The 20,122-nt window shown below is 48.3% G+C and carries 16 protein-coding genes; 5 read left to right on the top strand and 11 right to left on the bottom strand.

The features are described 5' to 3' along the window. The first annotated feature begins 72 nt into the window (after positions 1–72). Genes ACOIT5_RS18855 through ACOIT5_RS18845 form a run of 3 tightly spaced genes read left to right on the top strand, consistent with a single transcriptional unit; the run spans position 73 to position 2,698 of the window. A complete protein-coding gene (locus ACOIT5_RS18855; RefSeq protein ID WP_423127719.1) occupies positions 73–1,683 on the top strand; it encodes a thiamine pyrophosphate-dependent enzyme in 1,611 nt (536 codons plus the stop codon). 12 nt (positions 1,684–1,695) lie between these two features. Continuing rightward, positions 1,696–2,277: an indolepyruvate oxidoreductase subunit beta gene (locus tag ACOIT5_RS18850; protein WP_423127718.1), complete on the top strand. Its 582-nt coding sequence runs from the start codon at positions 1,696–1,698 to the stop codon at positions 2,275–2,277. A 7-nt stretch (positions 2,278–2,284) separates the two neighbouring features. Continuing rightward, positions 2,285–2,698, top strand: coding sequence for a secondary thiamine-phosphate synthase enzyme YjbQ (locus ACOIT5_RS18845; RefSeq protein WP_423127717.1), 414 nt, complete (start codon positions 2,285–2,287; stop codon positions 2,696–2,698). A gap of 17 nt (positions 2,699–2,715) precedes the next feature. On the opposite strand, the gene ACOIT5_RS18840 is transcribed toward ACOIT5_RS18845, so the two are convergent. The 6 genes from ACOIT5_RS18840 to ACOIT5_RS18815 form a co-directional block, all read right to left on the bottom strand. After that, complete coding sequence (locus ACOIT5_RS18840; RefSeq protein ID WP_423127716.1) at positions 2,716–3,459, bottom strand: rhamnogalacturonan acetylesterase; 744 nt, start codon at positions 3,457–3,459, stop codon at positions 2,716–2,718. Between the two features lie 115 nt (positions 3,460–3,574). Beyond that, the gene (locus ACOIT5_RS18835) at positions 3,575–5,176 is read right to left on the bottom strand and encodes a glycoside hydrolase family 43 protein (RefSeq protein WP_423127715.1); all 1,602 of its coding nucleotides are present in this window, start codon (positions 5,174–5,176) and stop codon (positions 3,575–3,577) included. A 15-nt stretch (positions 5,177–5,191) separates the two neighbouring features. Next, the gene (locus ACOIT5_RS18830; RefSeq protein ID WP_423127714.1) at positions 5,192–6,163 is read right to left on the bottom strand and encodes an alpha/beta hydrolase fold domain-containing protein; all 972 of its coding nucleotides are present in this window, start codon (positions 6,161–6,163) and stop codon (positions 5,192–5,194) included. 21 nt (positions 6,164–6,184) lie between these two features. Then, entirely contained in the window at positions 6,185–7,570 is a 1,386-nt protein-coding gene (locus tag ACOIT5_RS18825) for a glycoside hydrolase family 28 protein (protein ID WP_423127713.1), read from the bottom strand. A gap of 24 nt (positions 7,571–7,594) precedes the next feature. After that, positions 7,595–8,833 (bottom strand): DUF4861 family protein, encoded by a 1,239-nt coding sequence (locus ACOIT5_RS18820; RefSeq protein ID WP_423127712.1) that lies wholly within the window; start codon positions 8,831–8,833, stop codon positions 7,595–7,597. A 76-nt stretch (positions 8,834–8,909) separates the two neighbouring features. Beyond that, complete coding sequence (locus ACOIT5_RS18815; RefSeq protein ID WP_423127711.1) at positions 8,910–10,328, bottom strand: glycoside hydrolase family 28 protein; 1,419 nt, start codon at positions 10,326–10,328, stop codon at positions 8,910–8,912. A 218-nt stretch (positions 10,329–10,546) separates the two neighbouring features. Between ACOIT5_RS18815 and ACOIT5_RS18810 the strand changes: the two genes are divergently transcribed. Further along, positions 10,547–14,929, top strand: coding sequence for a hybrid sensor histidine kinase/response regulator transcription factor (locus ACOIT5_RS18810; protein ID WP_423127710.1), 4,383 nt, complete (start codon positions 10,547–10,549; stop codon positions 14,927–14,929). A 14-nt stretch (positions 14,930–14,943) separates the two neighbouring features. Here the strand turns inward: ACOIT5_RS18810 and hydG are convergent, their stop codons facing one another. The 5 genes from hydG to sigZ form a co-directional block, all read right to left on the bottom strand. Further along, positions 14,944–16,341: a [FeFe] hydrogenase H-cluster radical SAM maturase HydG gene (gene hydG, locus ACOIT5_RS18805; RefSeq protein ID WP_423127709.1), complete on the bottom strand. Its 1,398-nt coding sequence runs from the start codon at positions 16,339–16,341 to the stop codon at positions 14,944–14,946. Positions 16,342–16,346: 5 nt separating this feature from the next. Then, the gene (locus ACOIT5_RS18800) at positions 16,347–16,601 is read right to left on the bottom strand and encodes a TM1266 family iron-only hydrogenase system putative regulator (RefSeq protein WP_423127708.1); all 255 of its coding nucleotides are present in this window, start codon (positions 16,599–16,601) and stop codon (positions 16,347–16,349) included. A gap of 284 nt (positions 16,602–16,885) precedes the next feature. After that, the gene (gene arsN2, locus ACOIT5_RS18795) at positions 16,886–17,383 is read right to left on the bottom strand and encodes an arsenic resistance N-acetyltransferase ArsN2 (RefSeq protein ID WP_423127707.1); all 498 of its coding nucleotides are present in this window, start codon (positions 17,381–17,383) and stop codon (positions 16,886–16,888) included. 31 nt (positions 17,384–17,414) lie between these two features. Continuing rightward, positions 17,415–18,215 (bottom strand): arsenite methyltransferase, encoded by an 801-nt coding sequence (locus ACOIT5_RS18790; RefSeq protein ID WP_423127706.1) that lies wholly within the window; start codon positions 18,213–18,215, stop codon positions 17,415–17,417. Between the two features lie 69 nt (positions 18,216–18,284). Next, entirely contained in the window at positions 18,285–18,839 is a 555-nt protein-coding gene (sigZ, locus tag ACOIT5_RS18785; RefSeq protein WP_423127705.1) for an RNA polymerase sigma factor SigZ, read from the bottom strand. 43 nt (positions 18,840–18,882) lie between these two features. Here sigZ and hydE point away from each other — a divergent pair, with 43 nt between their 5' ends. Further along, positions 18,883–20,106, top strand: a complete 1,224-nt coding sequence (gene hydE, locus ACOIT5_RS18780) for a [FeFe] hydrogenase H-cluster radical SAM maturase HydE (protein WP_423127704.1) — start codon at positions 18,883–18,885, stop codon at positions 20,104–20,106. Positions 20,107–20,122: the final 16 nt, after the last annotated feature.

Here is a 20,122-nt window from a genome sequence, read left to right as displayed (position 1 = left end):
CTGATAATTTATATTGTTTCTAAGTGTCAGGATGCTAATTTTGAAAGCCGAAAATAAATCAATCAATCAGCTATGCAAAAGCATTTACTTTTAGGTGTCGAAGCAATCGGGCAGGGAGCAATTGATGGCGGATTATCAGGCGTATATGCTTATCCCGGAACCCCTTCGACCGAAATCACCGAATATATCCAGGAGAACGCCCTGGCCGAAGAGCGGAATATTCACCGGAAATGGTCGGCCAATGAGAAAACGGCTTACGAAGCAGCCCTGGGCATGAGCTATGCCGGGAAACGGACGATGGCCTGCATGAAACACGTGGGGCTGAATGTGGCGGCCGACGCGTTTATTAACTCCTCAATCACCGGTGTGAACGGCGGTTTTATCCTGACGGTAGCCGACGATCCCTCGATGCACTCGTCGCAAAACGAGCAGGATTCGCGCTATTACGGACAGTTTGCGATGATTCCCGTACTTGAGCCGTCTAATCAGCAGGAAGCTTACGATATGGCCTATGACGGGTTCCGGCTTTCCGAAGAAACCGGTTTGCCGGTCATGTTGCGGATTACCACACGCCTGGCCCATTCGCGCTCGGGCGTTGTTTGGAAGAATGTATTACCCGAAAATAAACTGAGTTTACCCGGCGATCCGCAACAGTTTGTTTTGTTGCCGGCTATCGCGCGGCGCCGTTACAAAGGCTTGCTGGAGAAACAAAGCCTGTTGGCCAGGCTCAGCGACGAGTCGGTCTATAACCGTTACATCGACGGTGAAGATAAAAGCCTTGGTATTGTTTGCTGCGGTATTTCGTATAATTACCTGCTCGAAAATTACCAGGAAACAAGCTGTCCTTACCCGGTGATCAAGGTATCGCAATATCCGGTCCCGGAGAAAATGCTGAAACGCATGAACGAGTCGTGCGACAAAATCCTGGTTTTGGAAGAAGGTTATCCGTTGGTCGAAGAGCAGCTCAAAGGATTTTTTGCCAACGGTACCCCGGTAAAAGGGCGACTGGACGGAACCTTGCCGCGCGACGGCGAACTAAACCCCGATCATGTAGCCAAAGCGCTCGGGCGAGAGGTTTATGAAGGGTTAAAAATTCCGGATCTGGTTGCCAACCGGCCTCCGGCATTATGCCAGGGCTGCGGCCATATTGACGCCTATCAGGCCATGAACGAGGTGTTGGCCGAATACGGGAAGGGACGCGTGTTTTCAGACATTGGTTGTTATACGCTGGGAGCTTTGCCCCCGTTTCAAACCATCAATTCCTGCGTGGATATGGGCGCTTCCATCACGATGGCCAAAGGCGCAGCCGATGCGGGTTTGGTTCCGGTGGTAGCGGTGATCGGCGATTCAACCTTTGCCCATTCCGGGATTACCGGTTTGCTGGATGCCGTGAATGAAAAGGCCAATATTACCATCGTGATTTCCGATAACGAGTCAGTATCGATGACCGGCGGGCAGGATTCGTCAGCCTACGGGAAGATTGAAAGTATTTGCGCCGGCGTCGGGGTCGATCCGGAACACATCCGCGTGATTGTTCCCCTGAAGAAGAACCACGATGAAATGGTACGTTTGTTTAGCGAAGAGCTCGCCTATGAAGGCGTTTCGGTGATTATTCCGCGCCGGGAGTGTATCCAGCGCGCCGGCCGCCGGAAAAGAAATATCAGTCGTCATGCAAACCATTAATAAACGAACAAGATGAAATCAGATATCATATTAGCCGGGGTAGGCGGACAGGGAATTTTATCAATCGCGGCGGTTCTCGGCATGGCCGCTTTACAGGAAGATCTGTACCTGAAACAGGCCGAAACACACGGAATGAGCCAACGGGGCGGGGCAGTGGTTTCGCACCTGCGCATATCAAGCCGGCCAATCGCTTCCGATTTGATAAAACTGGGCACTGCCGATTTAATTTTATCGGTTGAGCCGATGGAATCGTTGCGTTATTTGCCGTTTTTATCGGATAAGGGTTATTTGGTTACCAACACCACACCCTTTGTTAATATTGGAAATTACCCCGATGTTGAAGAAATTCTGGCCGAAGTCCGCCGTTTGAGCCGTTTTGTCGCCATCGATGCCGACCAGATTGCCAAAGAGACGGGCAATGTGCGCGCATCGAATATGGTGATGCTCGGGGCTGCTTCGCCTTTTATCGATCTTGAATTCACGAAAATAGAGGAAGGTATCCGCACTGTTTTTGAGAAAAAAGGCGAAGATATTGTGACATTAAACCTGGATGCATTTCACGCCGGACGCCGTTTTGCAGAAGAAAACAGGTAAGTTTTAAATGATGATCAAGCAGAAAGAAATAAGGCTGCCGAATTTTCGCAGGGGGTATCACCTGATTACTTCGCTGATTGAACAGGAATTACCCGACTTGCCCGAAGCCGGTCTGCTGCACATCCTGGTGAAACATACCTCGGCAGGCATCAGCCTGAATGAAAATGCCGATCCTTCGGTCCGCACCGATTTCGAATTGTTTATGAACAAGCTGGTTCCCGAAAATCACCCGGTTTATACGCATACTTACGAAGGAAGCGACGATATGCCTGCTCACCTCAAATCGTCGCTGATCGGCACTGAACTAACTGTTCCGATCACCGGCGGGAGACTCAATCTGGGAACCTGGCAGGGAATTTACCTCTGCGAATTCCGCCATCACGGCGGCTCCCGCCACCTGGTGCTGACGGTTTACAGTTGATTGGGGGAGGGGATTGCTTAGTTTAAATAATTTTCGAGTATCCCGAGTTTTTTCAGTTCTTCGGCTGCCATGCGGGCAACTTCGGTGGCCCCGTTCCGGTTAAAGTGGGTGTTATCCTGCGCACCGTTGGGGTAATTGGTGTTCTCACCGGCTTCGAGCCATAGATAAAGTGTCTTTGATTCCTCAGGGCCGAGCTCCGTCACTTTTTGCTCAGTCAGTAATTGCAGGTCGATTAATGGCACCTGCATCTCCCCGGCAACCATCCGTACCACCAGCGGATAAAGGCCGTGTGTGTCCAGTAGCGTGCCTTCGTCGTTGAAGTTACGGCGCACGACCGACGTCAGCAGAACTGGAACAGCCCCTTTTTCGCGACTTTCGCGAACATATTTCTCCAGGTTGGCCCGGTATGTGGTAAATGGATTGGTAAAACGGTCGGGACTTTTATCTTTCTGATCGTTGTGCCCAAACTGGATGAAGACATAATCGCCTGCATGCAGCTGATCGTAAACCGTTTGCCAGTGCCCCTCGCCAATGAAACTTTTTGTGCTTCGTCCGTTCAGCGCATGGTTGCTGATGACGACCTGTTCATTAAAAAAATCACCGAATACCATACCCCAACCGGTTTCAGGAGATTTTTCCGGTGGTTTGTTGGCCATGGTTGAATCGCCGATCATAAAAATGCGGACTTTCTTTTCGTTTGTTTCCTGAAAAGCACATAACAGCATGAACAGGAAAGCGGAGATGATCAATTTTGTATTCATAAAAGTTTTTGGTTTTTAGATTATAAAAAAGTAGAGATTGGTCATTAGGCATTAATCATTAGACAAGAACCAAGAACCAAGAACCAAGAACCAAATGAATGACCAATTCCCAATCTCATTCTACCCTGAACCAATCAAAATCGGCATAACCGGCATCATTGGTTTTTTTAGCGCCCAGGGCAAACAGGCCAACTTTCGCCCCAATCCACCGGCCGGCTACGGCTTCAAATTCGTTGCCGAGTTTCTTAAACATTTTGCCGTTTTCGCTGTAACTAAACGTACATATGGCGTTTTTATCCACTTCTACCTTCAGGTAAATCTCGTTTTGGCCGATATCGACGGAAGCCTGTTCTTTTTCTTCGGTTCCCTTGTGCGAATCGATACAGGTCATCTGGCGGAGTTTTAGTTTTCCGTCAACATGTTCCAGCCCGATATAGGCATAACTTTCGCCCATGATGAGCAGGCCGGTTTTGTCGCCTTCTCCGTGAGCGCTGAAACGGAGTTTAGCGGTGGCCGAGAATACGCGGGACGGAAATTTTTGAAGGAAGAGATTGGGAACTTCCCACAGGTTATTTACCCGGGTTTCGGGAGCAATACAGTTTAGCCGCATAAACCCGAGGTTTCCCGACATGTATCCCCAGTTTACTTCGGGATTGGCGTGCCATTGCCACTGCAAACCAAACTCATGTCCGTCAAATTCGTCGGAGGCTGGGATAATGCCCGCCTTCCCGATTGAAGCAACAGTTGGTTTCCTGAATTCGCTGACCGGTTCGCCAATGCCGTCGCCGTTACGGTCGATACCCATGATGGGCCAGCCGTCGACCCAGGTAACCGGCTGCAGGTGAACAATACGTCCGTAAGCGTAGGCATCCTGAAAATGATAAAACCACGATTCGCCGTTGTCCAGCTCAATCAGGGCCCCCTGGTGCGGACCGTTGATGTCGGTGTTTCCCTGGTGCAGCACCACTTTGTACTCATACGGGCCAAACACGTTTTTAGAACTTAACGCCAACTGCCAGCCCGGTTTTACGCCGCCGGCAGGCGCCAGAATGTAGTAGTAACCGCCTCTTTTATAAAATTTCGGGCCTTCAACAGTGGTATGGCCGTCGTGTCCGTCAAACACCATGACGCTGTTGCCAACCAGTTTGGTGCCGTCGGGGGTCATTTCACTGACCATCAAGATGGTTTTTATGCCGGCGCGGCTACCTGCGAAAGCGTAAGTCAGGTATGCTTTTCCGTCTTCGTCCCACAAGGGGCAGGGGTCAATCCAGCCTTTTCCTCCCTGTACCAAAACCGGTTCGCTCCAGGGACCTTTGGCGTCTTTGGCCTTGATCATGTAAATGCCAAAATCGGGGTCGGGGTAATAAATATAGAATTCATGATTGTGGAAACGAATGGCCGGGGCCCAAACGCCGCATCCATGCTGTGCTTTATCGAAAAAGTCAAGCGGAATTTGCTTGTCCAGCGCGTAGCCAATCAACTCCCAGTTAATCATATCTGTTGAATGAAGAACGGGCAGGGACGGAGAGCAGTTGAAACTGGATGCAGTCATGTAAAAATCATCTCCAACGCGGCAAACATCCGGGTCGGAATAGTCGGCATGGATAATCGGGTTTTTGTAACGGTCGTTTCCAAGGTCGGCCTGCCAGGGTTGTGCGTAGCAGGAAATACGGAGAAGAATTATACTGACCAGGGTGAAAATGTTTTTTGTTGTCATCGTATTTCGTTATGGTTAAAATATTTTAGTCAGGAAATCCCGGATATACCGGTGAGCCTCATCGAACCAGGGATGAAACAGCCAGAAAGGATGAGGGGTATTTGGTATGGTGTGGATTTCGAAGTAAGTATTGTTTGCTTTTAAAACAGCTAAAAACGGCTCCCTGCCTGCATGAAAGCGATCAAGTGCACTGTTGATGTACAAGGTCGGGGGGCTGTGTTTGTCCACATAATTGATCGGAGAGGCTTCGACCCACTTTTCAGGCATTTCCTGATAGGTTCCGCCAAAAAACCGGGCGCCGGCCGATGGTTTTTGCGGGTCATCGTCTTTGGCGCTTTCATTCGGATCGGTAAAATCAACCACCCCATCGATATTGATTAAGGCCTGAACAACCGACGAAATACCCGGATACACGGAGTGTGGGTCGTCAAAGCGGCTGTGTCTGCCGGTGGTGGCCATAAAAGCGGCCAGGGTTGCACCGGCCGAAGCTCCCAGCACGGCAATCCGGGTGGTATCAATCCGGTAAAGACCGGCGTTATGTTTTACAAAGCGGATGGCTTCTTTTAAGTCGTGTATGGCTGCCGGGTACAATGCTTCGGGAGACAAGCGGTACTCGACCGTGATGCCGACAAAACCATCCAGGGTCAGTTTTTGAGCCATAGGCGCCAGGTGCGATTTGTTGCCTGATGCCCATCCTCCTCCATGAATCATCAGGATGGCCGGTCGTTTCACCAAATCTGTTTTATTTGGCAGAAAGATATCCATATGGAGTTGACGATTTTCACGCAGCCGGTAAACCTGGTTTGTGAGCGACAGGATATCAGCCGAAACATATGGCTTCACAGGTGTTGCCTGCGGATAGTCTGGTTTAATCTTTTGCCAGGTCGAATGCACGGTAAACGACGTGTCGCGTGGAAATTCGTTTTGTCCAATGGATATTCCCGGGAGGGTGAATAGTAACAACAGGAATATGTTCAGTTTTAGCATGTCTTGTATGGTTTATTGCTACTAATAATTATATGCACGATATTTGTTTTTTCTGAACACAGCCGGATCCCACTTGATTTCTTCGTTGTTCACCTGGGTGTCTTTAAAATTCACGCTTTCTGCAAAGTCAACGAATACGGTTCTTTTAGCCTGGTCGACGCGAAAGTTTTCAATGTGAATATCCGAAACATGATTTCGTTTGTGACCTTTGATATAAATCCCGAAATTTCGCACTCTCTGGCAAGTCACGTTGCTGATGTAAATGTTTTTGATGGTCGGGGGATGTTTTTTCCCCTCGTTGCGGTAGTTGGAAGTTACCATGAAACAATCGTGTACCTCACCAAACCGGAAGTTGTTTACATAGATATCCGAAATGATCCCGCCACGACTCGGATTTGATTTTAGCATGATACCCCGCGTGATATAATCGGAGAACCGGCAATCTTCGATATACACATTTCGTACACCCGACGACATTTCGCTGCCGATGGCCACGGCGTGACGACCTTTAAAACTACAATTCCGGATGATGATGTTTTCGCTTGGGCGTTGCATATCCCGCCCTTCATGGTCGCGTCCGGCTTTTACCGAAATATTGTCGTTGCTGTTGTTGAAATTCACATTTTCAATCAGAATGTCTTTGCAATATTCCGGGTCAATGCCATCGTTATTTTTGTTTTGGGCATCAAAGGTTAAACCGCGTAAGGTGGCGTTTTCACACATCAGCAGGTGTATGCACCAAAAAGGCGAATCCTGGATGTGCAGGTCTTCCACCAAAATGTTCTTACAATCGAAAAACTGGATCAGGTGGGGACGTAAATAATGCCCCCGTCCAAATCGCCGTTCTTCTACCGGAACATTTTTATGGTTCATACGGCGTGACAGGCGCTGGTCCTTTCCCTGGATTTCGTACCATCGGGTAAAATAGGCTGATCCGTTTCCGTCAATTGTCCCTTTCCCTGTGATGGCAATATTCTCTTTTCCGAAGGCATAAATGAAGGGGCTGTAATTATACAATAAAGTTCCTTCCCAGCTGGTTTTTACGATGGGCAAGTAGGACCTCGGATTGGCGCTGAAGCGAATAAGGGCGCCTTCTTCCAGGTGCAGGTTCAGGTTGCTTTCCAGATGAATGGGACCATCCAGTAGATAAGTGCCGACGGGGACGATCACGGTACCGCCTCCGGCTGCCCGGCAAGCCTGTATGGCTGCATCGAAGGCCGGTTTATTGTTGCTGGCCGAATCGCCTACGGCGCCAAAGTCGGTTACTGCAAACCTGCTGTCGGGAAATACCGGTGCCTGGATCCGGGCCAGGATTTCTTCCTTTGTATCCAACCTGTCGGCCGAAACCTGTGCTGTTGCCAGATTGGCAGCCAGCACAAACAGAAATATGTTATTGATTCGCTTCATTTTACAGGTCAATCCCGCTGTTTTTTAATCCATCAATCCGGCATTAAACAAGGCCAGTTGTTTTTTCAGGAAAGTTTCAAATTTTTCAATGCGATCCATTTTTGAAGCGTCCTGCTCCCAGGCAGCTCCATAGAAATAAGTTAGCTGGTTGTTTTCAGGTTTCAGGACAACGACATGGCTGTATTTATCGTCCGTGAGTTCAACCAAATCCGCTTTTTTATAAAAGATGGCCATTCCCATGTGATCTTCTTCAAGCGTTTGGACACCAAAAGTAGCCAGGTAAGCCCAATCTCCCTTTTCTTCGCTTGATTGAAGAACGGTTGTATTCGGAAACCGGATTAGCCCGGTACTGATGTTATCTGTTGGGTTGCTGGTGGTCAGACGGTTTTTTGTGAAATAGCTTCCTGCTCTGATTGATAACTCAGAGGTCAGGTCGGTTTTTCCGTTTGCATATTCCCATCCAAAATAGTTTGTCGTCAGTTTTGATTCGAGGACGCCGCTATAGGTAACTTCACTGTAAATGCTGTCGGTTAACGCTACCCGGTTGGCATTTTCGCCATCCCAACAGGCGATGGTGCCAATGCCCAGCGCGTTGCCCACTTTTAGCACATCAACGCCCCAGTCGCTCATTTCGTGGTACGAATCAAAACCATCCAATCCGACCTGGTGCAGGACAAGGGTATCTACTTTTTTCCCAAAAATATCGACCGCATTACGCCAATCCAGATAAAAACGGTAGCCAATTTTGTCTGATTCCCAGCCAGGGCCTTCATAGCGGATGTCGAATGAATGGTCGGTGTGTTTTTCGTCGACCCAAACCGAGCTTACATTTTTCCAGTTTCCTCCCTGGTATTCAAATTGTTCATTTCCATTACTTTTTGTTACCCAAACCCATTCGCCATTCTCTTTTACCGATATTTCGGCCTGGGTTTTCTGCGGAAAACTGCTTCCTTTTCCTGCCTTGATCGTCAGGGTCTTTTCCTCATTAGGGGCGAAGTCGGTCTGGATGAGCAGGGCAACCGGCTTATTGTTTTGTTCGATCAGCTGGTATGGAATCTCATTTTCTCCATCCAGTACCCGGAAGCCGGATGTTTTCAGTTCAGCAATCGATTGCATTAATGCCGGTGAAGAAAGTTGGCAGGTCAGTTCGGTTACCGGTTCGGCAAGCGGGTTGGTCACCGTCACCGTTTGTCCCTTTTCCTGGTTACCGCAGGCAGCCAGCAACAGGATAGCAGCGAGAAGGTTAATTAATCTGAATTTCATACGTGATTTTTTTGAGGTTAAGGTTGAATATTCCCCTGTCCGTTCTGTTTAAAGCCGGACAGGGAAAATTCTGCTACTAATATAACTCAACTTTTTTACCATTAATAATAACATCATCCAGATTCAGGTTTTTTACGTCGCTGATGAGGCTGACGTTTTCAACGCCTTTAAACTCGCAATTGCTGATATAAATGTTTTCGACGGCGTTTTCACCTTTAATTCCTTCCAGGCGCAGGCCGTATTGGGCTGAAGTTTTCCCGGTCATATCGGCTGTTATATTCGAAATATACACGTTACGGACCATAGGCGGGTATTTGCCCTTACCTTCTTTGGGGTCGTACGAGCAGTTGATCCGGATCACGGCGTCTTTTACCTGCCCCACACGGATGTTACGAACATAAAGTCCATCAATTGTGCCACCCCGGTTATTGTTGGTTTTCAAGCGGATGGCCCGATCCAGGTCAGGGCTGCTCATTTCGCAGTTTTCGGCAAAAATATTGCGGGCGCCTCCCGAAATTTCGCTACCAATAACTACACCGCCATGCCCTTCGAGCATTTTACAATTACGAATCAGCACGTTTTCGGTCGGCACATTGGGCTTACGACCATCCGAGTTGCGGCCCGATTTCAGCGCGATGCAGTCGTCGCCGGTATCAAAAATACAATTCTCGATCAGCACGTTTTTGCACGATTCGGGGTCGCAGCCGTCTGAGTTAGGCCCAAGGCTTTCAATGTGGACACCACGAACAATAATATCTTTCGACAACACCGGGTGGATGACCCAGAACGGAGCGTCGATAATCCGAACGTCTTCAATCTTTACCGAAGTACAGTAAATGAAGCTGATGAACTGCGGACGCAGGTAATGTCCTTCGCCGGCTTGACGTTCGAACAGCGGCGCTTCTTCGCGTTCCCATTTGTCGAGCAGGGGGCGGCCTGTTTCGAGCAGTTGACTGGGCATTCCTTCTTTCCATCCGTATTGGCTTTGACCTTTCCAGGGCCACCAGTTTTCGTTACTGCCTTGTCCGTCGAGGGTACCTTTACCTGTTATGGCGAAATTGTTTTGTCCGTTGGCATAAATCAGCGGCGAGTAGTTAAAACAGTCGTTTCCTTCCCAGCGGGTGTGTACCAGCGGCAGATAATCTTCAGGATTGGTTGAAAATTTAAGTACAGCTCCTTCCGAAATGTGCAGGTTGACATTGTTTTTCAGGTGGATTGCGCCTGTCAGAAAGGTACCCTTTGGTACGAGTACCGTACCGCCGCCTGTTTTTGAACACAGGTCGATTGTTTTCTGAATGGCCTCTGTATTCAGGCTTGTTCCGTCGGCTATAGCGCCAAAGTCCGTGATATTATATTCCTGATCGTTAAAAACAGGTTCTTTAATATTGTTTATGATCTGATAGATCTCTGCCCATTTTTCGTTTTGTTGCTGAGCCTGAACTCCAAAACTTACCGAAAGCAGGAATAATCCAAATACGGCTTTGAATGATTTCATTTTTAATCGGTTTAAATCGGTTATACCAAATGTTTTGTGCATAGTTACATCTAAAGTTACATGCCAATAGAGATTTCGGAAACAAACTTAGTTTAGTTGAAAGGGAGCAACCGACGACAAATTGATCTTTAACCGGGGATAAACTGACAGGTTTTGTGTTATAGGACATTTGAAAGTGTACTGAAATTATTCTACTTTTCACCGCTAATTTTTTTGGAATGTTAAGCTGGCGGTGCAAGAAATATGGTCTTATTGTTTTGATTTTGTTTCCTCTTTGGCTCCCGGCCATTGAGATTGAACGATTCGAACTCCTGAATACGCGTGACGGCTTATCGCAAAACTCAGTTCAAAGTATCTTTTGCGACAGCCGGGGGTTTATGTGGTTTGGCACCATGGACGGGTTAAACCAATACGACGGGTACGAATTTAAGGTCTACAAAACCAATTATAATGATCCGAACTCGCTGACCAATAACCGGATTGTGAAAATATGGGAAGATAAACGAGGTTTTCTTTGGCTGGAATCGCACGACGGGCATTACCATTATCTTGACTTGCGAACGGAACGTTTTTATTCGTTCCCATCCAACACCGATCCGGCTAATGGCGGGAACACACGCATATCGTCGTTCCTGGAACTGGAGGATGAAATCTGGATCGGCACAAACGGCGCCGGAGTTTACCGGCTGACTACCCCTGCCACGGAAGACGGCATTTACAGCGTTGAGCGCCTCAATAAAAGTACAGTCCCTGCCCTAACCAATGATTCGGTTAGTTTTATTTTAAGCGATCGGGATCAGGGGATTTGGATTGGCACCAGCGCCGGTCTGACCTGCCTGGAACCAGCCGGAGAAAATAATTCAAGAAAAACCAGCCGGAGCTATTTAGACGAATATGCCTTCACCGGTGGTGTTTTGGCCGAGCATATGCTGTTTTTGGGAACCGTTAAACGTGGCGTCCAACAACTCGACTTGAGGAATTTTCACACCGAAAAATTACTGATCGACAGGCTGGCCGATGAAATATCGGTGTTAAACCTGACAAAATCCGGGAATCTGGCAATTGGAACCAAAACAGCGGGACTTCATATTTATAATCCGGCCAATGGTCAGCAAAAACGTTTTTTACAGGGACAATCGATTGACGAAATTGTTGAAGACCGTAAAGGCGTTTTGTGGATCAGCACATCCAGTTTTGGGATTACGCGTATCGGCCCCGAATTGGAAAGGGCCGGTTTTTATGAGTTGGTTCCCCGTGAGATTCAGTCGTTGGTCGATATGCAGCGGCAGTTCATCTTCGAAGACAAAGACTCCAATATTTGGGTAGCTACGCACGGCGGCGGCGTTGCTTTGTTTGATGAATCAAGCATGGCCTTCCGGTTCTTCCGGAATAGTCCGCAGGACCGGAATTCACTGAGCTCCGATATTGCCTACTGTGTGGCGCAGGATCATTCGGGCCTGATCTGGATCGGAACCGGACAATTTAACGGAGGCGTAAACAAGGTGATCCTGGCTAACCCGATGTTTCGTCAGCTTAAACCTGAAAGGCAGATTAATAATCTGTCGGATAATGTGATACGAGCTATTGCCCAGGATTCGCGGAATAACATCTGGATGGCCAGCAAATCGGGGCGTTTGTATGTTTATGATGAAGATTTCCGGCTGATCAGTCAATTTTCGGGGATACCGGCAAGCCGTGAAATATGGCCCCGCTTTAATGTATATACTATTCTCGAAGACCGGGACGGCTTTATCTGGCTGGGATCAAAAGGAGGCGGCCTGGCCCGCAGCGTAAAACCGTTGCAGCATTACCTTTCATACAACGACATCAGTTTTCGGGTATACCGGCACCGGCCAGGCGATTCGCGTTCGCTGGCAAACGACAATGTTTATGCTGTTTTTCAGGATCGTGCCGGACTAATCTGGGTGGGTACCTACGGGGGAGGAATCAACCTGATTATAAATCCAAAAGACGATCAGCTGGTTTTCAGGCGTATCGGAACACAAAACAATCACCTGTCCAGCGACTTTGTCAGGCAAATTACACAGGATTCGAATGGTACGCTCTGGGTGGCTACCACCTTTGGCCTAAACCGGCTTAGCGGCGACCCGGATACCGATGTGATCGTATTTCAGCCTTATTTTTACGATGTTAATGAAAAGAATAGCCTCAGTTACAATGATATCGTACACATCCAGCCCGATTCGGACGGCCGTTTGTGGATTGGAACCTTTGGAGGCGGGCTTAACCGGCTGCTGTTGACCGATGCAGAGGCCGGCTTTCAGGTAATCAATCATCACGACGGATTGATCAGCGATGCCGTTTTTGGCATCCTGGAAGATGACGAAAGGAATATTTGGCTAAGCACGGAAAATGGTATTTCAAGGTTGAATGCCCGCGACGGAAGCCTGAGTAATTTCGACGACAACAACGGTTTGCAATGCAGTAATTTTTCTGAAAATACCTGCTGGAAATTGCGCGACGGACGCTTGCTGTTCGGAACCCTGGACGGCCTTCTGGCGGTGACGCTCCACGAAGAAAAACCGGCAATGTTTAAGCCGCCGGTGGTCTTTACCCGCTTATCAATTTTCAATCGCGAAGTATCTTTCGGGGAGAAGAACTCTCCTTTAAAAAAACACATTAATTTCACCGACGAAATTGTCTTAAATTACAATCAGTCAGGATTTCGTATTGAATATGCCGCACTTAGTTTTTTTGATCCTGAAAAAAATACATACGAATATACCCTCGAAGGTTTTGACAAGGATTGGTACCAGGTGCGGAACGAACGGAAGGCCACTTATACGAATGTGCCTCCGGGTAAATATATTTTTCACGTGAGGGCCGCCAATTGGGATGGAACCCGGACCGAAACTCCCCGTTCGCTTGCCATTACGATTCTTCCGCCCTGGTGGCGAACCAAACAGGCGTATGCGATCTATTTCATTCTGCTTATTCTGTTTGCCGAGGTAAACCGCCGCGTATTGACCAGGTACAACCGGATGAGGACTGATTTGCGGGTTGAGCGCAAGGTCAACGAGATCAAACTGAGGTTTTTCACCAATATCTCGCACGAAATACGTACCCCGCTTACCCTGGTGCTGGGGCCGCTCGAAGACCTGCGGCAAATTAAAAATCTTCCGGAGCCGGTCAAAGACACCATGGAACGGATGAGCAGCAACGGGAAACGCATGTTAAGGCTTGTAAACCAGTTGCTGGATTTCAGGAAGATCCAGAATCAGAAGATGAAAATGAGGCTTTGCGAGCTTGAAATCGGACCTTTTGTGCGCGGAATCTGTCAAAGTTTTGAACAGATGGCCCGGCAGCGGGATATCTGTTTCCGTTATCCCGAAGACCAGGAAACGCCCAAATTGTTGTTCGACCGGGAAAAGATCGATTCGGTGCTTTTCAACTTACTGTCGAATGCCTTCAAGTTTACGCCGAAGGGAAAAAAGATTGCTGTTCGTATCGAAGTTTTGGAACAACAGAAGATGGTGTCGATTGTTGTTGAAGATGAAGGCAAGGGAATTGCCGCCGAAAAAATCCCGCTGCTTTTTCAGCGGTTTAGCCCGCTTAGCGATGAACAGACTGAATTTTCCGGGACCGGCATTGGATTGGCCTATTCGTACGAACTGGTCAAACTGCATCACGGCGACGTCGAAGTTCAAAGCCAACCGGGCGAGGGGAGCCTGTTTCGGGTGAACCTGCGGATGGGAAAAGAACATTTCACAAAAGACGAATTGGATGGCATACAGGCAGAAGAGGCGATGAACACCCTGCCTGCTGAAAATGAACTCGACCTGCAGGATTCCACCGCAGAAGACACTGATGCCTTGTCCGGGAATTATAAGATCCTGTTGGTAGAAGATAACCCGGATATACGGACTTACATCAACTCCATCCTAAGGGAGAGCTACCAGGTTTTTCAGGCCAACGACGGAGAGGAAGGACTTGATCTGGCCCGGAAACTCCATCCCGACCTGATTGTTACCGATTTGATGATGCCGGTGATGGATGGCCTGACAATGACCCGGATCATTAAAAATGATTTTTCGCTTAGTCATATTCCCATCGTCATGTTGACGGCAAAATCAGCGATGGACGATCAGATCGAGGGAATTGAGTCGGGAGCGGAAGCTTATGTGATCAAGCCATTTCATGCGGGATACCTGAGCCGCGTGATTCAGAACCTGTTGCGACAACGACAAAATGTGCTCGACTGGTTTAATAAAAGTAATCCGTTTAAAGGCGATCTGAAAATCACCAATAAAGACGAAGAATTTTTGAAAAAAGTGGTTTCGCTGATCGAGAAAAACTGTCAGGATACCGATTTCAACGTTGATGCCCTCGTAAAGGAATCAGCCTTGGGGCGAACTGTTTTTTACAACAAGATAAAAACACTGACCGGCATGTCGCCGGTTGAGTTCCTCCGGAACACCAAACTGCAAATTGCTGTTCAATACCTGACCGACGGAAGTTACAGTGTTTCGGAAGCGGCTTATTTGTCGGGTTTTAACGATTTAAAATACTTCAGCAAAAAATTTAAGGAGCGCTATCATTGTCCTCCGAGTAAGTATAAAGAAGAAATATCGCCTGTTTGATTTTCTTTGTCGGCTTAGCAAAAAACGTCTTTTTGTCCCTGGTTTACACAGTTAACCAATTTTCGGGCGCGTTCTTTGGGTAGCCCCTCCAACTCGTCAATGGTTTTTTCAATGAGTTGAATGCCGATTTCGCGCGTGTCGGGCGATGCATAATTGTTCAGGTATTCCATGAAGCTCGACAGGGCGTTGGGGCCGCAGTGTGCTTTAATATCTCCCGGTTTGGCCAAATCCATAAAATCCCGCCCGGTGCGGCCCAGCCGGTAACAGCCGGTACAAAATGACGGAATATAACCCATTTGGGCCACATCGCGGATCACTTCATCAAGCGGACGGTGGTCGCCCAGACTGAATTGCCCGGAAACTTCATCTTCCGTTTCTTCTTCGTAACCGCCCGGGTTGGTCCTGCTTCCTGCCGAGATTTGCGAAACACCGAGTGCGAAGGTTTCGCGGCGCATTTGCGCTGTTTCGCGCGTCGACATGATGATGCCGGTATAAGGAACAGCCAGGCGTAAGATGGCTACAATCTTTCGGAACTCAAGGTCCGAAACGGCAAAAGGCGGATGCGACGCGATGTCGGAGCCGGTGGCCGGCTCCATACGCGGAACACTGACGGTGTGCGGCCCGACGCCGAAAACACGTTCCAGTTCGTGAATGTGCTGCATCATGGCCAGCAGCTCGAAGCGGTAATCGAACAGGCCGAAAAGCACGCCAATTCCCACATCGTCAATGCCGGCTGCCATCGCCCGGTGCAGCGAGCTGACCCGCCAGTCGTAATCCATCTTTTTTCCGCCGATGTGCACTCTTTTGTAGGTTTCGTGATGGTATGTTTCCTGAAAGATCTGGTAGGTCCCTATTTTTTCCGCTTTCAGCAATTTGAATTCTTCAAGCTTCAGCGGGGCGATATTTACATTAACGCGCCTGATTTCTGCCCCATTGCAGCGGGCTTCATATACCGAACGAATGGAATCGAGCACATAGCCGAATCCCTGGTTGGGGTACGATTCGCCGGCTACCAGCAACACCCGTTTGTGTCCTTGCCTGATTAAGGCTTCAGTTTCGCGAATAATTTCGGCCTGGTTTAATGCCCGCCGAACAATGGCTTTATTTTTTGCCCTGAATGCACAATAAACACATTCGTTGGCACACAGGTTCGAAATATATAAAGGGGCAAACAAAACCAGGCGTTTGCCGTAAATGGTATCCTTGATGTGATTGGCGGTCTGAAACAATTCGTGCAGTTGCAAGGGGTCGCTGATGCCGGTCAGAATGGCCACTTCATTCAGGTCGAGGCCCTTCATTTCGCGGGCTTTTGCCAGTACTTCCTTTACCTGCTCATAAGCCGGTTTACTATATTTTTGCAGGATATTACTGATCTCCTGTTCGTTGATGAATGATGCCGTTGTCAATTCCATGATGTCTATTTTTTTGCCAGTCCTGATTTTACCTGTACGCCATCGATGCTTCCCAGCCGGCCTGTCAGTTGTCCCAAATCGTCCGTAGTGCTGTCAACCACCAGGGTAATGACCGAGGTGTTTCCTTTGATGTGCGGTATTCCGGTGCGGGCCATGATGAGATCGGCGTGAGCAGAAAGAATTTCATTTACAGCTGCTGCACAGCGGGTTCGGTCATCAATGATTATGCCGATAAATCCCAATCGTTTTTTGGTGTCCATGATTTTTGGTTTTTGTGCGGGAAAGGGGAGGAAATCAGCTTGATTAACGGATTACAATGCTGAAATAAATGAGTGGGCAATTGCCAATCACCAATCACCAATCATCAATCTTTTACCCCCTTGGCGTCAGCCGGTTGACCTTCCCGCAGGTTACGGGGCAAAGTTACGATTGTTTGTGCAGAAAAGTGACGGGGAAAATCATCTTCTGCACGAATTTTTGTTTTTCTTCGGGAACGGAGCCGGAACGGAAAAAAGCTTGTTTGCTTTTTCCGGAATCTGCATATTTACAGTTTTTTGCACATACAAAGCGCTGTAGCCGGGCAAAGTTCAGCAAATTCGGGGCTGGCCAGGATGGCTTCCGGGCATCGGTTGCGTTCGGCTGGCTGATAGCCCAATCTTTTGAAAAAGTCGCCGGCGCTTGTTGTCAGTAAAAACAAGCGGCCGATACCGAACTCTGCGGCTTTTTGTTCAAGAAAGTTGGTCAGTTGTTTTCCAAAACCTTGATTCCGGAATTCTTTTTGAACAGCGAGAGAACGCAAAATGGCCTCTGCGCCGTAAATTTCCAACGCTCCCGTAGCGACCGGCTTTTTATCCTCTTTTATCCCCCAAAAATAAACGGGAGAAAATTCCAGGTCTGAATAAGGCAGGTTCGATGCTGCCAATAATGTCTTGATCTTTGGAAAATCAGCTTGGTTTAATTGAACGATTTGGTTCATGGTAATTGTTCTGATGGTTTTAACCGGGAAACGATGTGCTTTTGCCTGATTTAACAAAAGATACACAGTTCCCGGTTTTTATTTTCATTGATCGTTATCAGGGTTTTACAGCCTCAATACTTGCCGAAATAATGTAGTCGGTGATTGAATTGTTGACATCCCAGTCCCGGATAACGTCTTTACTTTCATCTTTTGGCTGAATGAGAATACCGGTAAAGCCGGCTTCTGTCAACATTTCAGTCAGCTCCGGAATGGTTGAAGCCCCGGAAATACATCCGCTGTAAAGCGCCATGTCCGCTTTAATATGGGCAGGAAGTTCCTGCAAGGCAACTACATCAGAGACGGCCAGACGTCCGCCCTGTTTGAGCACACGGAACGCTTCACGAAAGACTTTTGGCTTTTCGGGCGAGAGGTTGATGACACAATTGGAAATAATCACATCGGCCAGATCGTTGGCAACCGGCAGATTTTCGATTTCACCAAGCCTGAATTCAACCTGCTGGAGATTGATTTTTTCGGCATTCGCGCGGGCTTTGTTGATCATGGACGGAGTCATATCCACACCGATTACCTGCCCGGTTTCGCCAACCTGACGGGCTGCCAAAAACACGTCGAAGCCTGCGCCACTTCCGAGGTCAACCACGGTTTCGCCCGCTTTCAGCATGGCTATGGCCTGCGGGTTTCCGCAACCCAGGCCCAGGTTTGCTCCTTCAGGAACTACGGTTAAATCGTCTGCCGAATAGCCAAGTTTCAGCGCCTGAAGGTCGATCTCTCCCTGGGGTTTGCAGCAGGACGATGATTCGGGAGAACAACACCCGCCGGCAATGGCTGAAGAATTTTCTGCAAGCTGATGGTATCTCTCGCGAACAGCATTCCTGATTTCATTTTTGTTTTGCATGGTCATAAATTTTAATGTTTGTATCCGGTAGACGGAAAATTTTGCAAGCGGACACAGTTCCTGATCAAATTATTCACACCCCTCGCACTTCGCCGAATTTCGGCGGTACTCAAGCACATTCCCATACACATCCACATGAAAGGTACAGCAATCGGTCAGGCTTTTTTTCAGCGCCAGGCGTCCGCGTTGAACCCGGGCGCGGGCATTGGTATAGCTAATGTTCAGCCGGTCGGCTATTTCTCCTACCGACAATCCTTCCATCTCGTACATGGTGACTGCCTGACGGTAATTTTCCGGCAAATCTGCGACATACAGGCCAATCCAGCTTTCAGCTTCTTTCATCGCCGATTGTTCATCCTGCATATCGGTTTCCACCTGTTGCCCGGTTAATCGGTTTTCTTTTTCTTTTTGGCGGAAATAATCAGAAATCGTATTTCGGGTGATTTGGTACAGCCAGCTTTGTAATTTGTCGCGGTTATTCAGGCCGTCTATTTTCAGCAGGATTTTGAGAAAGACATCCTGCAGGATATCTTCAGCCTGAGCCGGATCAGTTACTCTTTTCCTGATAAAGCTCAGCAACTGGTCATGTTGTTCTTTCCAGATATGGTTGATCTGTGCATTCATGGTCGTGTAAAATTCTGTTTTATATTTTGATCGTGCAAAATGTATGCTTGTTTTTTTTATTGACGGGAATTTCAGGATATGGATACAGCTTGCGGATCAGAATTTTCATTTTTTTGTTGACGCGAAACAAATCGGGCAGATAGGCGGACGTTTAGGAATTCTTTATCTTCGCAAGGTGAAAAATATCCGAGATATATTAACTCAGAAAACGTTTACCCGCTGCGATTTAATTTGTTTGCTGAAGGCGGAAGATGGCGACCGGAGACTTCTGTTTGAAGCGGCCTCGGCACGAAAGGCTGAGACACTGGGCAAAAAAGTGTATTTCAGGGGTTTAATTGAGTTTTCGAATATCTGCTCAAAAGATTGTCTGTATTGCGGTATCAGGAAAAGCAACGAAAAGGTGACCCGCTACGAGGCAAGCGATGAGGAAATTCTGAGCGCCTGCCGTTTCGCCTGGGAAAATCGTTTTGGTTCGGTGGTTATGCAATCGGGCGAGTTAACTTCTCCGGTTTATGTTGAGCGGGTCGACCGTTTGCTGAAGGCGATTAAAAAGTTTTCGAACGGTGAACTGGGCATCACCCTCTCGTGTGGCGAACAGAGCCGGGAAACCTACCGGCGTTGGTTCGAAAGCGGCGCTCACCGGTATCTGCTGCGCATCGAAAGTTCGTCGCCTGAGCTATATGCTAAAATTCATCCTGGTAACGAGCATCATTCATTTGAAAAACGGGTGGAATGCCTCCGTCATTTAAAGGACTGTGGTTATCAGGTGGGCACGGGGGTGATGATCGGTCTCCCGTTTCAAACCACGGAGCATTTGGCTGACGACCTGCTCTTTTTCAGGGAACTGGATGTCGACATGGTTGGCATGGGCCCGTATATCGAACATGAAGACACGCCGCTGCATGTTTACCGGCATTTGCTGAAAACGAAACAGGAGCGTTTTGACCTGGCTTTAAAAATGGTGGCCAGCCTGCGTTTGCTGATGCCCGATATTAATATTGCGGCCGCTACAGCCCTGCAATCGATTGATCCGGCAGGAAGGGAGAAAGCGATTAAGGTAGGCGCAAATGTGATTATGCCCAACCTCACACCCTGTGATTTCAGGAAAGAATACCAGCTTTATGAAGGCAAGCCGTGCCTGGAAGAAGATGCTGCACTGTGCCGGAATTGTCTGGAGGCCCGCATTGAACTGGCCGGGAGTGAAATCGGTTATAACGAGTGGGGTGATTCGATCCATTTTAATAACCGCAGGAACAACTTGGGTTGAGTTCTTCCCGCGGTTA

The organism is Gaoshiqia hydrogeniformans, assembly GCF_049347105.1.
GTDB classification, from domain to species: Bacteria; Bacteroidota; Bacteroidia; order Bacteroidales; family Prolixibacteraceae; genus Gaoshiqia; species Gaoshiqia hydrogeniformans.
The sequence above is the reverse complement of the archived record's forward strand: the minus strand, read 5'-3'. Positions and strand labels throughout refer to the sequence as shown.